This is a genomic window from Gordonia sp. IITR100 (genome assembly GCF_002009645.1).
Classification (GTDB): domain Bacteria; phylum Actinomycetota; class Actinomycetes; order Mycobacteriales; family Mycobacteriaceae; genus Gordonia; species Gordonia hongkongensis.
Genome location: NZ_MVKV01000017.1, coordinates 26,238 through 49,054, shown reverse-complemented (window position 1 = coordinate 49,054; position 22,817 = coordinate 26,238). Strand labels below are relative to the sequence as shown.

General features: G+C 68.7%; 22 protein-coding genes and 1 pseudogene. 13 read left to right on the top strand and 10 right to left on the bottom strand.

The annotated features are described in order from the left end of the window. The 3 genes from B1818_RS19290 to B1818_RS19280 all read right to left on the bottom strand — a co-directional run bounded on the left by B1818_RS19290 (position 1) and on the right by B1818_RS19280 (position 3,576). On the bottom strand, positions 1 to 1,254 hold the full coding sequence (locus tag B1818_RS19290; RefSeq protein ID WP_078113723.1) for a DNA recombination protein RmuC: 1,254 nt from the start codon (positions 1,252 to 1,254) through the stop codon (positions 1 to 3). Between the two features lie 57 nt (positions 1,255 to 1,311). Next, positions 1,312 to 1,938: a methylated-DNA--[protein]-cysteine S-methyltransferase gene (locus B1818_RS19285; protein ID WP_078113688.1), complete on the bottom strand. Its 627-nt coding sequence runs from the start codon at positions 1,936 to 1,938 to the stop codon at positions 1,312 to 1,314. A gap of 84 nt (positions 1,939 to 2,022) precedes the next feature. Beyond that, entirely contained in the window at positions 2,023 to 3,576 is a 1,554-nt protein-coding gene (locus tag B1818_RS19280; protein WP_078113687.1) for a DNA-3-methyladenine glycosylase 2 family protein, read from the bottom strand. A gap of 118 nt (positions 3,577 to 3,694) precedes the next feature. Here B1818_RS19280 and B1818_RS19275 point away from each other — a divergent pair, with 118 nt between their 5' ends. The 5 genes from B1818_RS19275 (at position 3,695) to B1818_RS19255 (ending at position 7,630) form a co-directional block, all read left to right on the top strand. Continuing rightward, entirely contained in the window at positions 3,695 to 4,033 is a 339-nt protein-coding gene (locus B1818_RS19275; protein WP_254859764.1) for a hypothetical protein, read from the top strand. An 84-nt stretch (positions 4,034 to 4,117) separates the two neighbouring features. After that, complete coding sequence (locus tag B1818_RS19270) at positions 4,118 to 5,416, top strand: AI-2E family transporter (RefSeq protein ID WP_065631088.1); 1,299 nt, start codon at positions 4,118 to 4,120, stop codon at positions 5,414 to 5,416. Between the two features lie 57 nt (positions 5,417 to 5,473). Then, positions 5,474 to 6,553 (top strand): redox-regulated ATPase YchF, encoded by a 1,080-nt coding sequence (gene ychF, locus B1818_RS19265; protein ID WP_065631064.1) that lies wholly within the window; start codon positions 5,474 to 5,476, stop codon positions 6,551 to 6,553. Between the two features lie 7 nt (positions 6,554 to 6,560). Then, positions 6,561 to 7,052, top strand: coding sequence for a peptide-methionine (S)-S-oxide reductase (locus B1818_RS19260; RefSeq protein WP_078113686.1), 492 nt, complete (start codon positions 6,561 to 6,563; stop codon positions 7,050 to 7,052). Positions 7,053 to 7,192: 140 nt separating this feature from the next. Next, on the top strand, positions 7,193 to 7,630 hold the full coding sequence (locus tag B1818_RS19255) for a VOC family protein (RefSeq protein ID WP_078113685.1): 438 nt from the start codon (positions 7,193 to 7,195) through the stop codon (positions 7,628 to 7,630). A gap of 16 nt (positions 7,631 to 7,646) precedes the next feature. On the opposite strand, the gene B1818_RS19250 is transcribed toward B1818_RS19255, so the two are convergent. After that, positions 7,647 to 9,005, bottom strand: a complete 1,359-nt coding sequence (locus B1818_RS19250) for a S1C family serine protease (RefSeq protein WP_078113684.1) — start codon at positions 9,003 to 9,005, stop codon at positions 7,647 to 7,649. Positions 9,006 to 9,121: 116 nt separating this feature from the next. Between B1818_RS19250 and B1818_RS19245 the strand changes: the two genes are divergently transcribed. The 4 genes and pseudogenes from B1818_RS19245 to B1818_RS19230 all read left to right on the top strand — a co-directional run bounded on the left by B1818_RS19245 (position 9,122) and on the right by B1818_RS19230 (position 12,681). After that, positions 9,122 to 9,781 carry a GNAT family N-acetyltransferase gene (locus tag B1818_RS19245; protein ID WP_254859763.1) on the top strand — a complete coding sequence of 220 codons (660 nt, stop codon included), beginning with the start codon at positions 9,122 to 9,124 and terminating at the stop codon, positions 9,779 to 9,781. 23 nt (positions 9,782 to 9,804) lie between these two features. Continuing rightward, complete coding sequence (locus tag B1818_RS19240; protein ID WP_078113683.1) at positions 9,805 to 10,356, top strand: putative immunity protein; 552 nt, start codon at positions 9,805 to 9,807, stop codon at positions 10,354 to 10,356. 301 nt (positions 10,357 to 10,657) lie between these two features. Beyond that, positions 10,658 to 11,642 (top strand): annotated as a pseudogene (locus tag B1818_RS19235) (arabinofuranosidase). A gap of 157 nt (positions 11,643 to 11,799) precedes the next feature. Continuing rightward, positions 11,800 to 12,681: a sulfurtransferase gene (locus tag B1818_RS19230; protein WP_078113682.1), complete on the top strand. Its 882-nt coding sequence runs from the start codon at positions 11,800 to 11,802 to the stop codon at positions 12,679 to 12,681. A gap of 449 nt (positions 12,682 to 13,130) precedes the next feature. Here the strand turns inward: B1818_RS19230 and B1818_RS19225 are convergent, their stop codons facing one another. Both B1818_RS19225 and B1818_RS19220 read right to left on the bottom strand, forming a co-directional pair. Further along, the gene (locus tag B1818_RS19225; RefSeq protein ID WP_078113681.1) at positions 13,131 to 14,102 is read right to left on the bottom strand and encodes an isopenicillin N synthase family oxygenase; all 972 of its coding nucleotides are present in this window, start codon (positions 14,100 to 14,102) and stop codon (positions 13,131 to 13,133) included. Beyond that, a complete protein-coding gene (locus B1818_RS19220; protein ID WP_078113680.1) occupies positions 14,099 to 14,599 on the bottom strand; it encodes a nucleoside deaminase in 501 nt (166 codons plus the stop codon). The genes B1818_RS19225 and B1818_RS19220 overlap by 4 nt, the downstream gene beginning before the upstream one ends. A gap of 88 nt (positions 14,600 to 14,687) precedes the next feature. Between B1818_RS19220 and B1818_RS19215 the strand changes: the two genes are divergently transcribed. Continuing rightward, entirely contained in the window at positions 14,688 to 16,280 is a 1,593-nt protein-coding gene (locus B1818_RS19215; RefSeq protein ID WP_078113679.1) for a PucR family transcriptional regulator, read from the top strand. Here the strand turns inward: B1818_RS19215 and cynS are convergent. Then, complete coding sequence (gene cynS / locus B1818_RS19210; RefSeq protein ID WP_058252560.1) at positions 16,268 to 16,720, bottom strand: cyanase; 453 nt, start codon at positions 16,718 to 16,720, stop codon at positions 16,268 to 16,270. The genes B1818_RS19215 and cynS overlap by 13 nt on opposite strands. Before the next feature lie 253 nt (positions 16,721 to 16,973). On the opposite strand from cynS, the gene B1818_RS19205 reads away from it, so the two are divergent. Continuing rightward, on the top strand, positions 16,974 to 17,843 hold the full coding sequence (locus tag B1818_RS19205; protein ID WP_058252561.1) for a formate/nitrite transporter family protein: 870 nt from the start codon (positions 16,974 to 16,976) through the stop codon (positions 17,841 to 17,843). Between the two features lie 66 nt (positions 17,844 to 17,909). Here B1818_RS19205 and B1818_RS19200 read toward each other — a convergent pair whose 3' ends face one another. Further along, a complete protein-coding gene (locus B1818_RS19200) occupies positions 17,910 to 19,964 on the bottom strand; it encodes a DUF2339 domain-containing protein (protein ID WP_176455959.1) in 2,055 nt (684 codons plus the stop codon). 126 nt (positions 19,965 to 20,090) lie between these two features. Here B1818_RS19200 and B1818_RS19195 point away from each other — a divergent pair, with 126 nt between their 5' ends. Beyond that, positions 20,091 to 20,423, top strand: a complete 333-nt coding sequence (locus B1818_RS19195) for a hypothetical protein (protein WP_064571124.1) — start codon at positions 20,091 to 20,093, stop codon at positions 20,421 to 20,423. A gap of 43 nt (positions 20,424 to 20,466) precedes the next feature. Continuing rightward, positions 20,467 to 20,976, top strand: a complete 510-nt coding sequence (locus B1818_RS19190; protein WP_078113678.1) for a carboxymuconolactone decarboxylase family protein — start codon at positions 20,467 to 20,469, stop codon at positions 20,974 to 20,976. Positions 20,977 to 20,990: 14 nt separating this feature from the next. On the opposite strand, the gene B1818_RS19185 is transcribed toward B1818_RS19190, so the two are convergent. Both B1818_RS19185 and B1818_RS19180 read right to left on the bottom strand, forming a co-directional pair. After that, a complete protein-coding gene (locus B1818_RS19185) occupies positions 20,991 to 21,815 on the bottom strand; it encodes an ABC transporter permease (protein WP_078113677.1) in 825 nt (274 codons plus the stop codon). Continuing rightward, positions 21,812 to 22,798, bottom strand: a complete 987-nt coding sequence (locus B1818_RS19180; RefSeq protein ID WP_078113676.1) for an ATP-binding cassette domain-containing protein — start codon at positions 22,796 to 22,798, stop codon at positions 21,812 to 21,814. Before B1818_RS19180 ends, B1818_RS19185 begins: the two co-directional genes overlap by 4 nt. Positions 22,799 to 22,817 lie beyond the last annotated feature (19 nt).

Sequence of the window (22,817 nt, the reverse complement as noted above, 5' to 3'; positions counted from 1 at the left end):
TCACGGTACCGGGTCCTCGACAGAAATCGTTTCACCCCCGGACCGGGGCGTCGATGCCGCCTCCGGCGCCGTCCCAGGCCGGGCGGTCGGCCCCGCCGGGCGGCAGGTGTCGTGGATCACCGGTGGTCGTGGGGCGTCCGGGACATCGCCCAGGGCGTCGAGCTCGGCCAACCGGCGTGCGGTGACGCCGAGGCGACTGTCCACCGAACCGATCGTTGAGTTGTAGGCGTCGACCGTGCGCTGCAGCGACGTGCCGAGGGTGCCGAGGTGAGTGAGCACCCCGGCGAGCCGCTGATGGAGCTGCAGACCGAGATCGTGGATGACCGCGGCGTCGCGAGCCATCGCATCGTGACGCCATCCCAGTGCGACGGTCCGTAGCAATGCGATGAGGGTGGTCGGGGTGGCGATGACGACGTTGCGTGCGAAGCCGAACTCGAGGAGGTCGGGGTCGGTGCGGGCGGCGGCTTCCAGGACGACGTCGCCCGGCACGAACAGCACCACCATCTCCGGTGTGTTGTCGAAGGCGGACCAGTAGGACTTCGCGGACAGTCGTGCGATGTGCGCGCGCAGGGCGCGAGCATGTTCGCGGATGAGTTTGTCGCGAACGGACGTGTCGGTGGCCTCGGCCGCCCGCAGGTAGGCGTCGAGGGGCACCTTGGCGTCCACGACGATGTCGCGGCCGCCGGCGAGGTGGACGACGAGGTCCGGCCGCAGCGTCGTGGCACCCCGGCCGTTTCCGGAACCGTTCGGATCGGCGGGGTCGGTGACCGACACCTGGGTGCTGAAGTCGCAATGCTTGGTCATGCCGGCGAGCTCGACCACGCGCTCGAGCTGGACCTCACCCCATCGGCCGCGGGCTTGCGGGCTGTGCAACGCGTTGGCCAGCTGGCGGGTCTGGTCGTTGAGCGCGATCGACGCCGAGTGGATCCCGCGCACCTGCTCGGTCAGTCCGGCGTACGCGCCGATCCGGTTGTTCTCGACCCGGCGCAGTTCGTCGGCGAGCTGGGCGAGGTTGGCGCGCAACGGCTCGACGATGTGCGCAACCGAGCTGCCGATCGCCGACGACTGCCGGCGTGCCGCGTCCTCGGTGGCCCACGACAACGAGGACGCGACGTCGTCGCGGGCGGCGCGCAGCATCTCCACCTCGGCGCGAGCCGCCGCCACGGTCGCGGCACTGCGAGCGGCGTGCGCCCACCAGCCCAGGGCGATCCCCAGGGCGAGGCCGACGACGAGCGAGAGAGCGGCAGCAGTCATGTCGTCGATGGTGTCGGACACCCCCGACAAGTTCGGCCGGACCGCGGGCGACGGGCACTATTGGTCGCCGGAACCGCTCCGCTCGTCCGGGCCGCTCCGCGCGCCGGCCTCGAAGTCGAGCAGCCACTGCTTGGTGGGCAGGCCGTAGCGGAAACCGCCGAGGCTTCCGTCGCTGCGCTTCACCCGGTGGCAGGGCACGAACAGGGCAGCCGCGTTGCGCGCGCAGGCGGCTGCCGCGGCCCGGACCGCCGCCGGCTGACCGGCCAGTTCGGCGAAGCGGGTGTAGGTGACGGGGTTTCCGGGCTCGACCAGGCGCAGGGCGTCCCAGGCCGGACCGAGGAAGGTCCCGCCGGAACGTTGGACGACCGGAATCCGCGACGGCGCGGCGAGATCGCCGTCGTAGTACGCCGACACGGCGTCGGTGATGGCGCCGAGCGCTGCCGATGGCTGGACCGATTCCGGGCGTAGCGCGCGGTGGACGAGCGCCATCAGGTAGGCGGGATCGTCGGTCCACCCCGACGCCAGGACCCGGTGGTCGGGATCGGCGACTACGGTGAACGCCCCGTTGGGAGTGGCGACGGTGGCATAGCCGCCGACTGTCGTTGTGTGACCGATGGATCGGGCACTCCCCGGTTCAGGGGTGTCGGGCCCGGAGGCGGCGGTGGTGGTGGTCGGTGCGGACATTGTCGCTCCTTGCGGATCGCTGGGGATGTGATCGGAAGAGAGATCGCTACGAGATGCCGGTCGTCGGAGTCTGCTCACTGCTCGTCACACGGCCTGTCCGGCGGCGTCGAGTCGGTGTCGCCACAGGTGCATGGTCGCGTACGAGCGCCACGGTGCCCAGTGCCGCGTGTCCCGCAGATCGATTCCGAGGTCGGCGGCTGCCCGGACGACCACGAGGTCGTTCGTGAGCAGGACGTCGGGATCGCCGGTGACTCGCATCGTGACGATGTCGGCGGTCCAGGGGCCGATGCCGGGCAACTCGAGAAGCTGGGCACGAAGATCAGACGCATCGACCCCCACATGCGGTTCCACCCGACCTTCGGCGAGTGCCGCCGCGACGCCGATCACGGCATCGATCCGCCGCCGCGGGCCGCGGAGGACCTCGTGTCCACGGGCGGCGACGACACCCGGCGTCGGGAAGGACTTCGACGACGGACCGTCGACTGTCGTCGCCGTCTCGGACGGGGTGGCGAAGGCGTCGCCGACCGGTTCGCCGAGGGCCTCGACGAGCCGGTTCACCTGGTTGCGCGCGGCGGCGAGACTCACCTGCTGACCGAGCATGGTCCGGATGATCGTCTCGGCCGGATCGAGGCTGCCGGGCGCACGGAGGCCCGGCGCCTGGCGCAGCAGCCGCTGCATCGTGGCGTCGGCGGCCAGTGCGTCCTCGGCCGCGGTGATGTCGGCGTCGAGGTCGAGCAGACGCCGGATCCGGTTGACCGCGACCCCCACGTCACGCATGTCCAGTCCGTGAAGGGCGACGACGGCGTGGTCGTCCTGCGGCTCCACCTCCGCCGACGCTGTTCGGTGGGGTAGGGCGAGGACCCGGCGGTAACGCCAGCCGTGCGGACTGTCCGGGGCGTCGACGACGGATTCGACCCCGGCCACGGCGTGCGCGTCCAGGAACCAGCGCATCCATGGCCAGCGATACGACGCGCGGAACGGCAGGCGCAGGGTGACGCTTCCCGGGGCGGAATCGGTGCCGATCGCATCCTTCCTGCGGCTGTGCAGGCGTCGAAGCTCGGTGGGGGTGAGCCCGAAAACCGCGCGGACGGTGTCGTTGAACTGGCGCACGCTGGCGAATCCGGCGGCGAACGCGACGTCGGTCATCGGCATCGTCGTGCACTGGATGAGCACGCGGGCGTTGGTGGCGCGATGTGCTCGGGCGAGCGCGAGCGGCCCGGCTCCGAGATGCCGGGTCAGCACGCGGGTGAGGTGCCGGGGTGAATACCTCAGACGCGCCGCGAGTCCGTCGACCCCTTCGCGCTCGACGACGCCGTCGGCGATGAGCCGCATCGCGCGAGCCGACATGTCGGCGTTGATGTTCCACAGCGGGGACCCCGGAACGGCGTCGGGTGCGCAGCGTCGACAAGCACGGAAACCCTGCTGCTGGGCGGCCGCCGCGGTGAGGACGAACGCCACGTTGGCGGGCCGGGGGGTTTGTGCCGGACACGACGGACGGCAGTAGATGCCGGTGGTGCGGACCGTGACGAAGAACTGACCATCGAAGCGGGCGTCGCGGGCCTGCACTGCGCGATAACACCGGTCGAAGTCCGGCGCGAAACCCCCGGTGTCGGGTTCTGTTGCGCTGCCTGTGCTCACCCGTCCACTGTGTCATCCGTCGACGTCCCGGTCTGGCGGGAATCGGACATCGCGACGGCATCCCACTGAGCGGACGAAAAGTGTGATCTGGGTTACATGTCTGTGGCAGCATGGCGCCATGACCACCCGGTTCGATGGCCGCCGCAGAAGTCGGCACGACGACCAGTCCCTGTCCGGACTCCCCGCGTGGGGGCTGGAGATGATGATGGGCCTCTACGGCCCGGAGACGATCAGGCGTGCCTGCGCCGAGGAAACCGAGCTCGGCATCACGGCGCGGGCCGAGCGGGCCGCCCCGGCCGCCGGATGCGCTCCGTCGTCGGCCGCGCCCCCGCCGCGATCGGGCGCCGGGCCCGCCGGGCGCGACGACACCCCGGTCGTCTTCAACCAGGTCGACGCCGAACTCGAGGCCATCAACTCGCTGGTTCGCTACCTCGGACGGAAATTCCGCCGCCGCTGATCATGTCGTCGGACGGACCACATGTTCGTACGACCGTCGCCGCGTCGATGTCGCATTGTCATGCCGATGTGTGAGGATCCTCGGGTGACCGACAGCTCGGACGATCAGCGCGCGGACGACTCGTCCGCCGACGCAAGACCAGACACCACCAAGGTCGGTGCCGACGCCGTCCTCGGCGGCGATGCGGTGCTCGGCGGCGGTGAGAAGACGTACCCGACCCGGCTCCAGGTGATGATGACCGGCCTGCGGTCGTGCGCGACGGTCGGCGCGCAGATCGTGTTGGTGGCCGCCGCGCTGTGGGTGCTGTTCTGGTTGCTCGGCAAGTTCTGGGTGATCCTGTTGCCGGTCCTCCTGGCCATCATCGCGTGCACGATCCTGTGGCCGCCGGTGCGGTGGATGCGCAACAAGGGCGTGCCGGCCGCCGCGGCGTCGTTCCTGATGATGCTCATCGGACTGGGTGTGTTCGCCGGTGTGATCGGGCTGATCGTCCCGTCGGTCGTCGACCAGGCGCCCGAACTGGCGAGCCGTGCGACCGATGGTGTGGAGCGTCTGCAGGACTGGGTGCAGGGTCCGCCGCTGAACGTCGACGACCAGCAGCTCGACAACATGGTCAGCACCATCACCGACCGACTGCAGTCGAGCGCGTCGACCATCGCGGCCGGTGTGTTCAGCGGCGTCGGAACGGCGACGTCGCTGCTGATCACGATGTTCACCTCGCTCGTGCTGGTGTTCTTCTTCCTCAAGGACGGTCCGAAGTTCGTGCCGTGGCTCGACCGCACCGTCGGCAAGCCCTCGGGCAACCACCTCGGTGAGGTGCTGACCCGCATGTGGAACAGCCTCGGCGGCTTCATCCGCACACAGGCGATCGTGAGTTTCGTCGACGCCGCGCTGATCGGTCTCGGTCTGTTCATCCTGGGCGTCCCGTTGGCTTCTGTGCTGGTGGTCATCACCTTCCTCGGCGGATTCATCCCGATCGTGGGTGCCTTCGTCGCCGGCGCGCTCGCGGTGTTGATCGCACTCGTGTCCAACGGTCTGACCACGGCCCTGATCGTGCTGGGCATCATCCTCGCGGTGCAGCAACTCGAGGGGAACGTGCTCCAGCCGTGGTTGCAGTCGAAGTCGATGGATCTGCACGCGGTGATCGTGCTGCTGTCGGTGACCTTGGGCGGCACGTTGTTCGGCATCACCGGCGCGTTCCTCGCGGTTCCCGCCGTGGCCTCGCTCGCCGTGGTGCTCCGCTACCTGAACGAGCAGATCGCCGAGCGGGCCGGCGAGTCGTTGCCACCCGCGAACACACCGGTCACGACCCAGGTCGGTGTTCCGAACGATGACCCGCCGAAGGATCCCCCGAACCCGGTGAAGGGGTTGCTCGACCGGGACTGACTCCTCGGACCGACGCCCCGCCGGGCGTCGCGCTGGCTGCCGATAGACTGGGCCCCCGTGAGTCTCACCCTGGGAATCGTCGGTCTGCCCAACGTCGGTAAGTCGACCCTGTTCAATGCCCTGACCCGTAACGACGTCCTCGCGGCGAACTACCCGTTCGCGACGATCGAGCCGAACGTCGGCGTGGTCGAACTGCCGGACAGCCGCCTGGGCCGCCTCGCAGAGATCTTCGGCAGCGAGCGGATCCTGCCCGCCACGGTGTCCTTCGTCGACATCGCCGGCATCGTGAAGGGTGCGTCGGAAGGTGAGGGCATGGGCAACCAGTTCCTCGCCAACATCCGCGAAGCCGACGCCATCTGCCAGGTGGTCCGGGTCTTCGACGATGGTGACGTCGTCCACGTCGACGGTCGCGTCGATCCTTTCGCCGACATCGAGGTCATCGAGACCGAGCTGATCCTGGCCGACATGCAGACGCTCGAGAAGGCCATCCCGCGTCTGGAGAAGGACGCGCGCAAGAACAAGGACCTGGCCGAGACCCTCGCTGCCGCCAAGAAGGCGCAGGAGATCCTCGACACCGGCAAAACACTGTTCTCGCAGAAGGATTCGTTCGACCTGGCGTCGGTGCGCGAGCTGCACCTGATGACCGCGAAGCCGTTCCTCTACGTCTTCAACTCCGACGAGGGTGTGCTCACCGACGACGCCCGTAAGGCGGAGCTGCGCGCCGCCGTCGCACCCGCCGACGCGGTGTTCCTCGACGCCAAGGTCGAGAGCGAACTCCTCGAACTCGACGAGGAGGACGCCCAGGAGCTGCTCGACTCCATCGGGCAGGACGAGCCGGGTCTGACCTCGTTGGCGCGCGCGGGTTTTCACACCTTGGGCCTGCAGACCTACCTCACGGCCGGCCCCAAGGAATCCCGCGCCTGGACCATCCACCAGGGCGACACCGCGCCCAAAGCGGCGGGGGTCATCCACACCGACTTCGAGAAGGGCTTCATCAAGGCCGAGATCGTCTCCTTCGACGACCTCGACGCCGCGGGCTCGATGGCCGCGGCCAAATCCGCCGGCAAGGTGCGCATGGAGGGCAAGGACTACGTCATGAAAGACGGTGACGTCGTCGAGTTCCGGTTCAACGTCTAGACAAGCGATGACGTCCGTGCCGCCGAACGAGGAGATCTACCTCGCGGGCGGTTGCCTGTGGGGTGTGCAGGCATTCGTCGCGACGCTGCCGGGGGTGACCTTCACCGAGGCCGGCCGGGCCAACGGCATGAGCCACACCCTCGACGGTGAGTACGACGGCTACGCCGAATGCGTGCGGACTCGGTTCGATCCGGCTGTCGTGAGCGTCGACCAGTTGGTCTCGCACCTCTTCGAGATCATCGATCCATACAGCGTGAACCGACAGGGGCCCGACGTCGGCGAGAAGTACCGCACCGGTGTGTATTCCGACCGGCCGGAGCACCTCGAACATGCGCGAGCCTTCATCGGTGCGCGGGCCGACGCGGATCGCGTCGCCGTCGAGGTGCTTCCGCTGACCAACTATGTGCGAAGCGCCGACGAGCACCAGGATCGGCTCGCACGGTATCCGGAGAGCGCGTGCCACCTTCCGCAGGAGCTGCTGACCAAGTACCGCGGCTGACGGTTCAGCAATGGGTATCCCTCAGCGATACCTGCTGCTGAACCCTCCGCGCCGAGTGCCCGACCATCCCCGGCCGGCCGGCCGTGCACGGTCTCGCGACACGCTCATGGCCGTCGCCCATCGTTGCTAGCGTGACCTCCATGTCCATCACACTCGAGAACGTCGCCATCGCCGTGCGTGACCTCGACGCCGCGATCGCCTTCTTCACCGACCTCGGTCTCGACGTCATCGGCCGGGACACGGTCCGCGGGGAGTGGGCCGACACGGCGGTCGGGCTCGACGGCAACCACGTGAAGATGGCGATGCTGCAGACCCCCGACGGTCACGGGCGGCTCGAACTCTTCGAGTACATCCATCCCGAGGCCATCGAGACGCCACCCACGCAGCCCAACGACATCGGGATGCACCGGGTGGCGTTCTCGGTCGACGACATCGACGAGGCCCTCGAGGTGGCGGCACGGCACGGGTGTCATCCCGTGCGCGGCGTCGCCACCTACGAGGACGTGTACAAACTGACCTACGTGCGCGGGCCGAGCGACATCCTCGTCATGCTCGCCCAACGACTCTCGCCGGGCTGATCCGACGCAGCTCGGGTCAGGGGTTCTGGCCGAAGGGGTTGCCGCCGAACGGCAACGGGGAACCGCCCGATCCGCTGCCGGATTCCGGCACCGTCGTCTCCTGCTCGTCGACGGCACTGCCCAGCTTCACCTGGACCGTCCGGGCACCCGAACCGGAACCGGTGGTCACCGGCACGGTCTCACCCGGCTCGTGGGTGAGGATTTGCGCCATGAGGTCGGCGTAGTCGGAGACGGTGGTGTCCCCGATCTTGGTGATGACGTCGCCCTCTCGGATACCCGCGTCTGCCGCGGGCCCGCCACGCTGCACCGACGAGACGGTCGCGCCCTCGGTCCGGTCGCCCGCCGACAGTGAACCCGACACTCCCATCACGGGTTTGGTGGCCTGACCGTCCTGCAACAGTTGATTGGCGATGCGCTTGGCGGTGTTGATCGGGATCGCGAAACCCAACCCGAAGGACTGCGGTCCACCGGACGCGGCCTGGCCGGTGTCCACCGCCGAATTGACCGCGATCACCTGCCCCTGCAGATTCACCAGTGGCCCACCGGAATTGCCGGGGTTGATGGGGGTGTCGGTCTGCAGACCGTTGTACACGGTGAGCGACGAACCACTGGCGTCGCCGGCGGTCACCGTACGCGACAGCGCGCTGACGATGCCGGACGTCACCGTGTTGGTCAGGCTGTCCGGGCTGCCGACGGCGACCACCTGCTGGCCGACCTTCAGCGCATCCGAATCACCGAGTGTCGCCGGGGTCAATCCCGACGCACCCTCGAGCTTGATGACCGCGAGATCGTATGACGGGGCGTTCCCGGTGACGGTGGCGTTGTGCTGATGCCCGTCGCCGGTGGTGACGACGATCGTGCTGCCGGAGCCGGCCCCGGCGACGACGTGGTGGTTCGTCAGGACGTAACCGTCGGGGGAGAGGACGATGCCGCTGCCCACCGCGGTTCCGTTCGCGGTCTGGACCTTGATGTCGGCCGTCGACTTCGACGCCACGCTCGCGGCATACGTCACCGAACCGGGTTGCGCGTCGGCGGCATTGGCCGCGGCGGCCGGTTGCGAGTTGAGGATCGGTACCGACGCGGCGTCGTGCCCGAGCAGCGAACTGCCTCCCATGCCGACGGCGCCGCCGAGCAGTCCCGCGAGGAGCGCGGTGACGATGATCGGCTTCGTCACGCCGGCACGCTGCCGCGCGACCGGAGGAGGCGGCGGGGGTGAGACGAATGGCGGCGGGGTGGCCTGCGGGTTCATCGCCCAGGGCCCGGGCGGCGGCACCGGTCCGCGCGGCGGCGCAAAGGGTTCGGTGATCGGGTCGTGGTCGTCGTCGGGCATGGGGGTCTGGGGCGTGTTCACGGCACCACGATGCCTGCGCCTCATGTGAACAGGGCTACGGAAATCCTGCGGATTTGCTGACAAGCTCGACGCGGACTCTCAGGTGTCTCTGACCTGTCCACTGCGGATTTCCCGCGCCACGAGATATCAGTGTCGACCGAATGTGGTTCCGCGGTAATGTGACCCGCCGACCACCCGCATCCGACTCAACCCTCGAGGACAGTGACATTTCCATCGACCACGCGATCATCGCGGATCTCGACGATGCCGCCGGCACTCTCGCCGCCGCTTTCGACGCCTATCCCTGGACTCGATGGTCCATTCCCGAGGACGGCTATCGGGAACGGTTGCACCGACTACAACGGATGTATCTGGGATACGCCTTCGACCACGGTGTCGTGCTGGTCACCACGGACCGGTGCGGCGTGATCGCCCTGCTGCCCCCGGATGTGCCGGAGCCGGATGGACAGTTTCAGGCCGAAGCGGTCGCCCTGCACGGCGATCGGCTGGCCGCGGTCGCCCGGGCCGAGACCCCTGCGCACCCGGTAGGCGCATGGAACCTGGCGACACTCGGAGTCCACCCGGACCGCCAGGGCAAGGGGCTGGGAAGCGCGCTGGTCCGCGCCGGACTCGCCGCGGTCGACGACAGGTGTCCTCCTCCGGGTGCGTGCGTCGCGCTCGAGACTTCCGACGATCGCAATGTGATGATCTACGAACGTCGCGGGTTCGTCGTCACCGCAACGACTCCGGTCGACACGGGCCTCGTTGTCCATTCGATGCTCCGCGATCCGGATGGCGGCGGGTTGTCGGCGACCGTGTGAGGACACTGCTAGCGTTTCGGCCGATGGCGGACTTCGAGTTGACCGATGACGACTTGCGGGTCGTCGTGCGTTGTGCGACCGAGTGGGCCGAAGAAGTGCTGCCGGTCTTCGAGCGAACGCGGCCCGACGACCCGCGTCCCCGCGCGGCCATCGAGGCGGCCCGGGAATTCGCCGCCGGCGCACGCAGATCGACGCGACAGCGGACGGCGGCCTTTGCGGCGCATCGGGCCGCGAAGGACGCGCAGTCGGAGACCGCTCGACTGGCCGCCCAAGCCGCGGGCGACGCAGCGGCGGCGGCATATCTGCATCCGATCGCGAAAGCGCACCAGGTCGGTCACATCCTGCGGGCCGCGGTGAACCGGGTATACATCGCCGAACTCGACAGCGGCGGAGACCCGGCGGTGGGGAACGAGATGGTCGAGGCCGTGTGCCAACGGACACCACCCGAGCTCATCGATGTGCTGTGTCGGTACCCGGAACCGGATGCCGGGGCATCACGGGCGGCCCGCCTGATGGCCGAACTCGACAGCCGGTTGCGGGCGTCGGGCAGACGGACGACTGGGACGCCTGACTGAGACGAGTGGCCGCTCGGGCACATCAAATCCCCTGTGCAGGAACGGTTTTTGTTGATCATTCGCCTGACAAACGACATGTCGCATGACATGGTGTTGCCTGGCCGATGCGCGCAGTCGGGCTCAACGGCCATCCAGTTGGCACATGTCGAAAGGTCTCCAGTGTCCTCGTCTGAACTCGGTCTCACCATGTTGTTCGCCTTCATCGGTCCGCTCCTGGCGCTCTACGCCAACGGCAGCTAGGGGTACGACCTTCCGGGTGAAAGTTGCACATCGTGCGCCGTTCGTCGTCGATACTGCATCGGTGACTCCTTCCAGACGAACCGTCCTCGCCGCGGCGATCGTGGTCCTGCTCGCGGTGGCCGGGCTGCTCGTCCCGACGCCGGCGAGCAGTGCCGCCGCGCCCTCGGGTTGGCGGTACACGATGGTCGCGTTCAGCAATGCGAGTGCGCGCGACATGGACGTGTACGAGTCCTCCGACGGCCTCGAGTACACCCTGGTGCGCAGGTCCGCGTACCGGCCGCCGACGGGCTATGTCCGGGATGCGAGCATCTTCCGGCACACCGACGGCTGGTATTACGTGACGTACACGACCGCCGACGGGGCCAGCATCGGGTTCGCGCGCAGCCGCGACCGCGTCAACTGGAACTTCCTGTACAACTGGCCGGTGCCGCTGTGCTGTGCGTTCCTGCCGGGGACCGGTGACGGCAAGGGATTCGGCTCGAGCGGAATCAGGTTCGTCCGGCTCGTCCGGGTCGGCGGGTTCGAGTGACGGTCCGTCGTTGTCGCCGTTCACGACCAAGGCTTGGGCGCCCGAATGGTTCGTGGAGGGTGGCCGGGTCAACGTGATCCTGTCGATGTCGACCGGTGGTGGTTTCGTCCCGTATGTGATGACGGCGCTCGATCCCGGGCTGCGGATGTGGAGTCCGCCCGTGCCGCTGTTGAGCATCGGCGCCGACCACATCGACACCACGGTCATCAAGGTCGGGCCGACCTATCATGCATTCACCAAGAACGAGACGCGAAAGTTCATCGAGCACGCGGTCTCGGGCTCGCTGTTCGGGCCCTACCGGTTCGTGCCGCCGGGCAACTGGGGTCGTCTCGTCGAGGGTCCGTCCGTCGTCCAGCTACGGAACGGCGCCTGGCGGATGTACCTCGACGCCTACCGGAACGGCCGATACCTCTACTCCGACAGCACCGATGGGATGCGCACCTGGTCGCCGGTGAAACAGATCCCGGGCATCTCCGGCACCGTCCGCCACGTAGGCGTGATGCGCGAGCGCGCCTGACGGCGACGGATCCGCACGCTGCCGCGACACGACGCACCGGGTCGCGTACGTGCGTCAACCGTCGTGCTCGGTGAGATTCGGCACGGTGCCGAGAAGCCGACGGGCACCTAGTCTCGGTGACGTCGGGGGTGTTTTGCCCGTTTCTCGAGAGGTTCCGATGAGTACTTCTGTCCTGCCCGCGCTGGTCGACGTCGCCTGGTTGCGGGAGCGGCTCGACGACCCCACCGTGGTCATCGTCGACGCGACCACCCATCTCCCGATTCCGAAAGAGGGGCCATATGTCCCCGAATCGGGAGCGGAGTCCTTTCGCGCGGAACACATCCCGGGTGCGGTGTTCGCCGATCTGCTGACCGACTTCGCCGACGCCGACAGCCCCGAACCGTGGACGGTCCCGTCATCCGAGCAGTTCGCCACGGCCGCATCGGCGTTGGGGATCGGAGACGGGGCGACCGTCGTGGTGTACGACCAGCTCGAGGGGTTCTGGGCAACGCGCTTCTGGTGGCACCTGCGACTCGAGGGTTTCGACGCCGTGACCGTGCTCGACGGCGGCCTGCCGGCCTGGAAGGCGGCCGGCGCCCCGGTGACCGATGCCGAGTCGACCGTCACCCCGCGTACTTTTCACGGGACGCGTCGTCCCGAACTGTTGCGCTCGACCACGGAGGTCGCTGCCGCGCTTGATGATCCGTCGACGCTGCTGGTGAACGTCCTCGACGAGCCGACTTATCGCGGTGAGACCACGACGTACGCCCGTCAGGGCCACATCCCGGGATCGGTGAATCTCCCGGTGTTCTCGATCCGTGACGCCGAGACCGGCGACCTCCGCCCGGTCGACGAGCTGCGTCGGGAGTTCGAGGCGGCCGGGCTACTGGCCGACGACACCAAGGTCGTGACGTACTGCGGCGGCGGCATCGCGGCCACCGGGATCGCGCACGCGCTCGCACTCGTCGGACGCGACGACGTCGCGGTCTACGACGGTTCGATGACCGCGTGGGCCAACAACCCGTCGCTCCCGCTGGTCACCGGACCGGAACCGCGTTGACGACGCCGGGCCGCTCCAGCGGTCTGGCGCTACGCGTGAATTCGCTTCCCCCTCAGCAGGATCGAAGGGCACATTGCCCTTCGACCCTGCTCACGGGGACGAGCTTTTCCGGGCCGGCCGGCCGTTCCCCAGGGTGCGAGTGAAGCGAGCCTCGAAGGCTAATGGCTACAGGAACATCCCCACCAGACCCTTCGAGGCTCGTCGCTATCGCTCCTCGCACCTCAGGGAGCGGGGGTCGCGCACCTAGCACCTCAGTATCTGCGGCCTGGCGCCCGTCGTGAACCACGAAAGCACTCTGCTCCCTGAGGAGCGAGCCTGCGAGCGTCACGAAGGGTTACGCAACCCTCGGTCGCCGGACCCTTCGTGACGCGACCTCCGCAAGCTCCGGGCGCTCCTCAGGGAGCGGAGGGGGTTCGCGCTTTTCCGCCTCGGGAGTGGAGGGCCAGGTCTCAGCCGACGGTGATCGCGTCGAGGCGCTGTCGGATGAAGTCCCCGGACACCACCGGTTCGAGTCCGGCGCGGCGGCCCACGGGTGGGGCGACGGGGGAGACGAGGGCGTCGTGATCGAGTTCGTAGAAGAAGATCAGCGAGACGAGGTCTTCGGCGGGTGCGTCGGGTTGCGGTGGCAGGACGCGGTGCCGGCCCGCGGGCCAGCGCCCGGCCGACCAGTACTCGAGGATGTCCCCGATGTTGACGGTCAGGGCGTCGGGGTTCCACGGTGCGTCGGCCCACCCCGATCGCTCGCTGTAGACCTGTAATCCACCGGCGCCGGGTTCGCGGTCGAGGATGGTGACGGTGCCGAAGTCGGTGTGCGGTCCGATGCGGAACTGGCCGGGTTCGGGGGTTCCGACGTCGTGCAGCGGCGGGTAGTGGTTGATGTTGGACGACCACGTCGGCTTCGACGCGAGGTCGCGGAACGGATTGTCCGGGCCGACGAGGCCGAGTGCGGCGGCCATCAGCGCCAGCAGGTCGTCGGACAGCCGCCGCATCTGAGACGTCCACGCAGTGATCAGTTCTCGCAGTTCGGGCGTTTCCGCCGGCCACACGTCGGGGGCGAACCAGTACCCGTCGATCTCGGGTATGCCCACCGGCGTCTGCGCACCGGAGGTGAACGATTCCTTCAGGTCCGGCGGGGTCTCGGTGCCCTCGGCGAAACCGTTGGCCTCCTTGCCGGGACCGATCCAACCGCGGCCGCCGACACCGGCGGAGTACCGGCCCTTGACGTCGGCCGGGAGAGCGAAGAACCGACGGGCCGCCGCGCGAAGGGAGCGCGGCAACTCGGGATCGAGTCCGTGCCCGGTGACGAGCAGGAACCCGGCCTGCTGCAGGGATTCATCGACAGCGGCACAGACCCGTTGCGCGGCAGCACCTCCGGAGTGCCACTCCCGAAGGTCGACGGTGAGTACCGGGCTGTCGGTCATGACATCTCCACGTTCTCGTCGGCCGGGGCGACCCCGATGTCCTCGTTCCACACCGCAGGATTGGCCGCGATGTACGACGACATCATCTCAGCGCACCGGTCGTCGTCGAGCACGATGACCTCGACACCGTGCTCACGCAACCAGTCCTCTCCGCCGTAGAACGAGGTGTGTTCGCCGATGACGACCGTGCCGATGCCGAATTGGCGGATGAGGCCGGAGCAGTACCAGCACGGCGACAGGGTCGTCACCATGATCGTCGGCCCGTAATCCCGTTGCCGCCCCGCGGCGCGGAATGCATCGGTCTCGCCGTGCGCCGACGGATCGTCGGCCTGCACGCGACGATTGTGGCCCGCGCCGAGCAGCGCGCCGTCGGCCGCGAAGAGGGCCGCACCGATCGGGATGCCGCCCTCGTCGAGGCTCGTCCGTGCCTCCCGGTAGGCAACGTCGAGCATCCCGGACACGTCGAGACCGGCATGGCCGGGCAGCGAGATCGTCATGCTTCGAGAGTGCCGGGTGGCCCCGACGGTGACAACTGACAGATCGTCGTACTGCGGCCGAGGCCACCGGTGCATATTGTCTTCGTCCATGACGCTCGAACGACCCCCGACGGATACCGCCACCCCGACGCTTCGGGAGATCCTCGACGACCACCTCGCGGTCGCCGAGCCGCGGGTCCTGAGCGGCCACGAACGTCTCGACGCACCGGTGCGGTGGGTGCATTCGAGCGAGATCTACGAGATCGGGCCGCTGCTCACCGGCGGCGAGTTGCTGCTCACGACGGGGCTCGGTCTGCGCGGACTCGATGCCGGCACCCGCAAGCACTATGTGCAGGACCTGTCGCAGCGCGGGGTCGCGGCGGTCGCGATCGAAGTGGGTCGGACGTTCGAGGCGGTACCCGAGGAGATGGTGCGGGCGGGATCGGCGGTCCGGCTGCCGATCATCGAACTCCGGGCGGTGGTCCCCTTCATCGACGTGTGCCGAGCGGTCAACACCGCGATCGCCGCCCGCGAGGTCGACGAGTTACGAGTCCGTTCGACTCTCGTGGAATCACTCCACGACGACCTGGCGGCCGGAGCGGGGGTCGCGCCGATGCTCGGTCATGTGGCCGAAACCCTGCATGCGCCTGTCGTTCTCGTGTCCACATCCGGGGCGCTGCTGTCCGCGCACGGCGTCGACGACGACTCGGCGGCGTGGCGGGTCGTCGACCGGGCCGTGTCGGAGGCCACGGTCCACAGCAAGGGACGTCCGATCGCCCGGCTGATCGTGGGCGAGCGCACCGACGCCGGCCCGATCCCGTTCGCGCAGAGTCTGTTGCGTGCGGCCGCCGGTCCGGTGGCGGTCGGCCTGACCCGGACCGGGGTACGGGGTTCGGCCCTGGCCGCGCGGCTCGTCGAAGACCTGGTCGACGGCAGACCGATGCGACCCGCGGATCTGCGGGCACGCCTGGCCGCCGCGGGGGTGTACGTGGGGGCGCCCACCGTGGTGGTGCCCCTTGCGGCGGAGGCCCCCGACCCGCGGATGGCCGATGCCGCGGTCGCCGGCGCCGAGTTGGATTCGGTGGCACGCAGCATCGTCGACGCCACGGTCTACGCACTGGCCGCGGTGCCGGCCGGGGTAGGAGAGGGCGCCACCGACCCGGTCGACCGGGTGGCGTCCTCGTTGACACGGCAGGGCAACCGAATCGGACGCACCACGGTCGTCGTCGGAAACCCCTGTGTCATCGACGATGTCGGGCCCGGCGCGGATGTGGCGTCCGTCCTCTCCGCCTCACTGCGCCGATGCGGGCGGCAACTCGGGCTCGCGGCGTCCACCGCCGCGGGCCTCGGGACGGGACGACGGGTGTTCACCTCGCGCGAACTCCTCGTCGACGAGGCGATCGGTGCGCTGGATCCCGCTCTTCGGACGGAGCTGCGGTCCCTGGTGGAACCACTCGTCGCGGCCGATGGACGCTCCTCGTCGGACCTCGTCCGGACCCTGGCGGTGCACCTGGCGCACGGCTGCAGCGCGACGCGGTCGGCTGCGGCGCTCCACATCGGCAGGCAGAGCCTCTATCAGCGGCTCGAACGGATCCGGACTGTGCTCGGTTTCGACCCCACCGACCCGGCCGTCTACGCGTCGACGATGCTGGCCCTGCGTTCGGTGACCCGCGAGGTTCACCAGGTGGCTCACCAGTTGTAGTCGAGGAACTTCCCGTCGAAGGTCACGACCACGCGGTCGCCGTTCGGGTCGGGCCGGCGTCGGATGTCGATGTTGAAGTTGATGGCGCTCATGATGCCGTCGCCGAACTCCTCGTGGATGAGTGCCTTCAGCGCGGGCCCGTAGACGTCGAGCGCCTCGTAGAAGCGGTAGATGGTGGGATCGCTCGTCGCCGCCTCGTCGGGTGTCCGCGTCGGCTGTTGTCGCAGACTCTCGGCGACGCCCTCGCCGAGGCCGAGCAGTTCCACCACGGCGGTGGCCTTCGTGGCCGGGACCGGATGTTTGCCCAGCAGCGCAGCGACGGTCCAGACCAGCGGGGCGTCGATCTTCTCGGCAATTGTCGCCCACGTCAGTCCCTGGCGAATTCGCGCGGCGTTGATCAGCTCTGCGGCATCGGTTTTCGGCATGATCGGGGTGGTCATCGTCATCTCCATCGATAGTGTTGGACCACACCCACATTGCCCATCGGCGGGCACGATGCCAAGTCGAGTCAGCGACTTTCGGCAGTGTTCACACGATCGACACGCCCACCGCCGACCGCGACGACACCAGAACTTCACACCGCGACCTGGACCGAGTGAGGGCGGTGTAACAGGGAGACTCGTCGATGACACCGAACGGACATGTGGCCTCGGTTCCATGGGCGCATCAACTGAGGAGTTCGAGGAGAACCACATGTCCTATGTGAAACCGTCCGAATTCGCGGTGAAGATGGTCGACGCCGGCGAGTCCAAGGCGTTCATGTCCACCCGCGACACCCTGATCAGGGCGTTCATGGCCGGCGCGATCCTGGCTCTGGCCGCGGCCTTCGCAGTGACCGTCACCGTGCAGACCGGCCAGCCGCTGGTCGGTGCGCTGTTGTTCCCGGTCGGCTTCATCCTGCTCTACCTGATGGGATTCGACCTGCTCACCGGTGTGTTCACGCTGGTGCCACTCGCACTACTCGACAAGCGACGAGGAGTCACGGTCCGGTCGATGCTGCGCAACTGGGGTCTGGTGTTCCTCGGGAACTTCCTCGGCGCCATCCTGGTCGCGGTGATGATGGCGGTCATCCTGACCTATGGATTCAGCGTCGCACCCGACGAGGTGGGACAGCGGCTCGGCGAGATCGGCCACAGCCGTACCGTCGGTTACGCCGAGCACGGGGCCGCCGGCATGCTGACGCTGTTCATCCGCGGCGTGCTGTGCAACTGGATGGTGTCCACCGGTGTCGTCGCCGCGATGATGTCGACATCCCTGCCCGGCAAGGTGATCGGGATGTGGATGCCGATCATGCTGTTCTTCTACATGGGCTTCGAGCACTCGATCGTCAACATGTTCCTCTTCCCCTCGGGTCTCATGCTCGGCGGTGACTTCTCGATCGCCGACTACCTCGTCTGGAACGAGATCCCCACGGTGATCGGCAATCTCGTCGGCGGACTCACCTTCGTCGGTCTGACGCTGTACTTCACCCATGTACGGACCGCTCCGGATCGTCGACCCCCCGCCCACGACGCGACGACCGAGGTCGACGTGGCCGCGCCGGTCCGTACGACGACCGCTTAGTCCCGAGGCCGACCCGTATGACGTCGTGCCCGCATTCCGGGCACGACGTCATACTGTTCGGCAGGGTCATACGGCTGTCGCCGAATCCGGCTCGGCCGGGTCGTCCTGGAGAGCGCTGGCGTACCAGGCGCCCAGGCCGAGCAGGATGAGTCCGGTCACGATGAACACGATCACGCGGAAGATTCCGTCGAGGGTGGCCAGGTCGAAGAGGAACAGTTTCGCCATCGCCGCGGCGACGAGGACGAGACCCCCGGTGACCGCGGCGGTACGTGCGGCACCGGTGCGACGCCGGGCATAGGCCAGCGCCGTCCCCGCGAGGACCATCCAGCAGGTTGTCGCCAGCACGTGACCGGCGAGGAAGCCGTCCGACCCGGCGACCAGGACGCCCGCGGTCACACTGATCGCGGTGAGTGCGTAGACGACGACCACTCCGGCGGCGATATGGGCTGCGCGCGAAACTTTCTCGTCGGTGAGGCGGGCCCACCCGACGGCCAGGACCAGGGCGCCGGCGGCCGCGAACACACTCGCCACGACGATCCCCAGAGACGCGTCCCGTCGCATCAGGTCCGCATCGGCGAGCACATACGGCGGCGCCGCGTCGAGTAGCGCCGCGAAACCGATGGCCCACAGGACCGAGCCACCGGCGAGAAGTACCCGCGAGGTCGTCGACCATGTCCGGGCGGCAAGCGCGGTCACCGTTGCCAGGCCGAGCAGGACGGTGATCGCGACCGTGCCGTCGAAGGCCACCAGAACGGCGACGAACAGCAGCAGAAGGGCGGTCGCGGACCAGATCTGCGCAACGACGTCGGGCACGCGCGGGGTGGAGCCGGTACGCGAGTCGGGAAGCCCCGATCCGATCAACACGGTTCCGATCAGCGCGCCGGCGATGCAGGTCTGCAGGATCACCGCGCCCGGCATGTTCATCACCGCTCCGGCGAACAACGCGGGGATGGTCGTCGCACTCGCCAGACCGGCCAGCGTCTCCCGGAACTGCGTGGTGGGCATCGCGATCAGGGCGCCGGCGACCCCCAGCACGACGACCACGACGACCGCGGCCGCGAAGACGGTGTCGGCGGCACCGGCCGACGTCCACCCGGCCAGCGCGAGGACACCGACCAGGGTCAACGGAATCGTGGGCGCGGCGAGCCGTACGGCATGCAACCAGATCCAGTCGCGACCGAGCTGGACCCACGCCGAACCGGCGGCGAGGACCACCATGAACGCGATGAGGGTGGTGTCCAGTCCGCCGGTGAGCACCGGTGCCAGAGCGATCAACGGCACGACGACGAGCAGCCCCAGGTGTTCGCTGCGCCACCGATGGGCCAGCGCGAGCCCAGCCGCGGCGACGAGTCCCGCGACGCCGAGGCCCACGACGATGGGCAACCAGTCGTAGATCTTGGTCGCGGCCAGGACGTCGAGGTAACCCGCCGCGATGCCGGTGGCCGTCAGCGCGATGGCACCGATCCGGCCGTCGGCCCGCCCGCGCAACCACATCCCGCCGGCGACGAGCGCCGCGGCGAGGACCGCGCCACCCGCGACGCGGAATTCCGGCCGGAGCATTCCCGCCTGCGCGGCCAGGACGAGGAGCAGTGCGACACCGATGAGGGTCACGCCGACGCCGGCGGTGGCGAGGATCTTGCCGATCAACCCGCGTTCGGCGGCCGCGCCGATCCGTTCGGACATCGACGGCCCGGCCGGCCGCGGAGGCGAGGCGACCGGCGGATACGGTCGCGCACTCGCCGGGCGGGGCATCGGCGGAGGGCCTTGCGGGACCGGCGGAGCGATCGGAGGTCGTTGGTGGCCGACTGGCGGCGCCGTCGGCAACCAGGGCCGGGACGGGGGTGTGGGCCGAGGTCCCGCGGCCTGCGCAGGAGCTGCCGCCACCGTCGGTGGTGTGAGGCCGGCGGCGGGTGGCTGCCCGGAAGGTTTCGGTGCGGCGGATTGCGGTGCGGGGGCGACGTCGCGAGCAGGCTCGTCGGGCTGGGCGACGATGCGTCGAAGCTCGGCGAATTCGGCTGACACGGTGGACATCTGGCGTGCTATAGCGTCGAACTCGGTCGAGATCCGCGCCAGGGTGGCAGTACTCGGATCGCCGCCGAATGTGCTGCTGGGAGAGTTCATGTGTCGACGATGACCGGTCGCGCCCCGGCATGGATGAGTAGTCCTACCCATCAGGGGTGGGGGATTCGTGTGACGGGGTGCGCGGCGAGGTGATTGCCGGACGGCCCGGCAGGGTATCGCTGGACCATGACTGATCCGCACAATGCCGCCGACCGTGGACGCGCCGACGTCGAGAAGCGCTGGCAGGACACCGGAAGCTACCGGTCCGCGGCCCTGTATGTCGTGGCCGTGGTCGCGCTCGGCGCGGTGGCCTGCGCGGTCTTCCTCGCCGTCGACCGCGCCAATATCGTCCTCGCGTCGCTCGTCCCCGGTGTGTTCCTTCTCGGCGGGATCGGTGCGCTGGTCAACGCCTACCGCACCTATCGCCGGGGCGGCACCTGGCCGATGTGGCAGGGCGCGGCGTGGTTCCTGTTCGCCCTCATGCTCGTGGCGCTGGCGTTTCCCGCGATGGCGGGCTGATGCCTGTTTCCCACTGTGACGGGCTGATGTCTACTGTGGGGCCATGCCTGCGCAACGGGTGCGAATCGACAAGACCACGCCGCAGGTCTACCGAAAGCTGATCGCGGTATCGGCCGAGGTCGCCGCGGCCGCCGAATCGATCGGGCTGAGTCGGTCCCTCGTGGAACTGGTGAACCTGCGGTGTTCGCAGCTCAACGGTTGCGCCTTCTGCATGGATCTCCATGCGCAACTGGGCCGCTCCGCGGGTCTGACGACACAGCAGGTCGACGTCATGGCCGGGTGGCGGGATGCGCCGGACCTCTACGACGACGTCGAGCAGGCGGCCCTGGAGATCGCCGAGCTCGTCACCGAACTGCCGGCGCACGACGCGGCCGACCTCGCCTACGACCGGGCGACGGACATCCTCGACACCGACCAGACCGCGGTGCTGATCTGGGCGGCGGTGACCATCAACGCGTTCAACCGGATGTCCATCGTGAGCGGGTACCGCCCCCGGCCCGGCGCCTCGCCGCAGAAGGCGGCAACACCGTTCACCCGTGGCGCGACAGGCTAGTCGGCGTCCTCGCCTCACCGCCCCTTGCGCGCGAACACCCAGCCGGCCGCCGCGAGTGACACCAGCGCGATCGCCGCGCACCAGGCCAGGCCCGTCACCGCTGTCGACGGCAGATCGTGCACCGGTGACCCGCCGGTGCCCATGCCGACCAGCAGGGCTCGAATGGACTCGATGACCGGTGTGACCGGTTGTGCCTCGGCGAAGCCGCGCAGCCAGGCCGGCATCGTCTCGGGTGGCACGAACGCACTCGAGACATACGGCAGGAAGAGCATGACGAAGCCGAAACCGCCTGCCGCGGCGGGCGTTCGCACCGCCACGCCGATGAACGCGGCGATGCAGGTGATGGCCAGGATGTAGGCGAGGACCATCCCGGCGGCACCGAACCATTCGAACAGCGACGCCGACGGCCGGAAACCGATGGCGACCGCGACGATCAGGACGACCGCGGTGGACACGGAGTTCTTCACCAGGCTGGCCGCGACATGGCCGAACACCATGGTCGCGCCAACGATGGGCATCGACCGAAAGCGGTCGATGACGCCGCCGTTCATGTCGTTCGCCACCGCCAGTGCGGTATTGGACGCGCCGTAGCCCGCGCACAGCAGGATGACTCCCGGAGTCGCGTAGGTGATGTAGTCGGTACCCACCGACATCGCGCCGCCGAAGACGTAGACGAACATGAGCATGATGGCGATCGGCAGGACGAGCGCGAGGATCAACTCGTCCGGATCGCGGCTCATCATGCGCAGCGATCGCCCGAACATCGTGGTCGCGTCGATCTGCAGGTGCCGAAGTCGCTTCGACGACGAGCCCTCGGCGAGGACAGTGGTGAGACTCATGCCGCGACCTCGTTCCCGGTGGCCGGTTCGGCGGGTTGTCCGGTTGCCGCGAGAAACACGTCGTCCAGTGTGGGAGAGCGCAATTCCCAGGAATCGACGGTGGCGACGGTCCGATCGGCGAGATCGAGGACCGCGCGTGTGTGGGCCACCGACCGGTCGGTGGGCACGCGGACGATGGTCGACTGGACCGACGGCCCGAAAGCCGCCAGGTCGGAGGCCAGTGCGGCGGCGTCGGCCGCAGTCGGCACGACGAACTCGAGCGCGGCCTCGCCGACGCGGCGTTTCAGGTCGGCCGGTGTACCGGCGGTCCCGATCCGGCCGCCACTGATGAGGACCACGCGGTCGGCGAGGCGGTCCGCCTCCTCCAGATACTGCGTGGTCAAAAGGACTGCCGTCCCCTGCGCGACCACGTCGTCGATCACCTGCCAGAGCATCTGACGGCTGCGCGGGTCGAGGCCGGTGGTCGGCTCGTCGAGGAAGAGGACCACCGGCCGGTCGAGGAGTCCCGCGGCGAGATCGAGACGCCGGCGCATACCGCCGGAGTACGTCGCGACCAGTCGGTCGGCGGCGTCGGTGAGATCGAAGGCGAGCAGGAGTTCGTCGACGCGGTGATCGACGGTGCGGCGGGGATGGTGCGCGAGCCGACCCATCATCCTCAGGTTCTCGCGACCGGTGAGTTTGTCGTCGACGGCCGCGTATTGCCCGGTGAGACTGATGATCTCGCGGACCCGGCGGCGATCGGCGACGACGTCGAAGCCGCCGACACGCGCGGTCCCCCCGTCGGGGCGGGTGAGGGTGGACAGGATGCGCACCGTGGTCGTCTTACCCGCGCCGTTGGGGCCGAGCAGGGCGACGACCTCCCCGGCACCGACGTCGAGGTCGAGCCCGCGCAGGACGGGCACCCGGGAGTCCCCGCGGCCCAACGATTTCGTGAGGCCGACGGCCTCGACCGGCATGGGTGACGAACGGTCCGGGACGGTCATGTCGGACTCCGATCTGTTT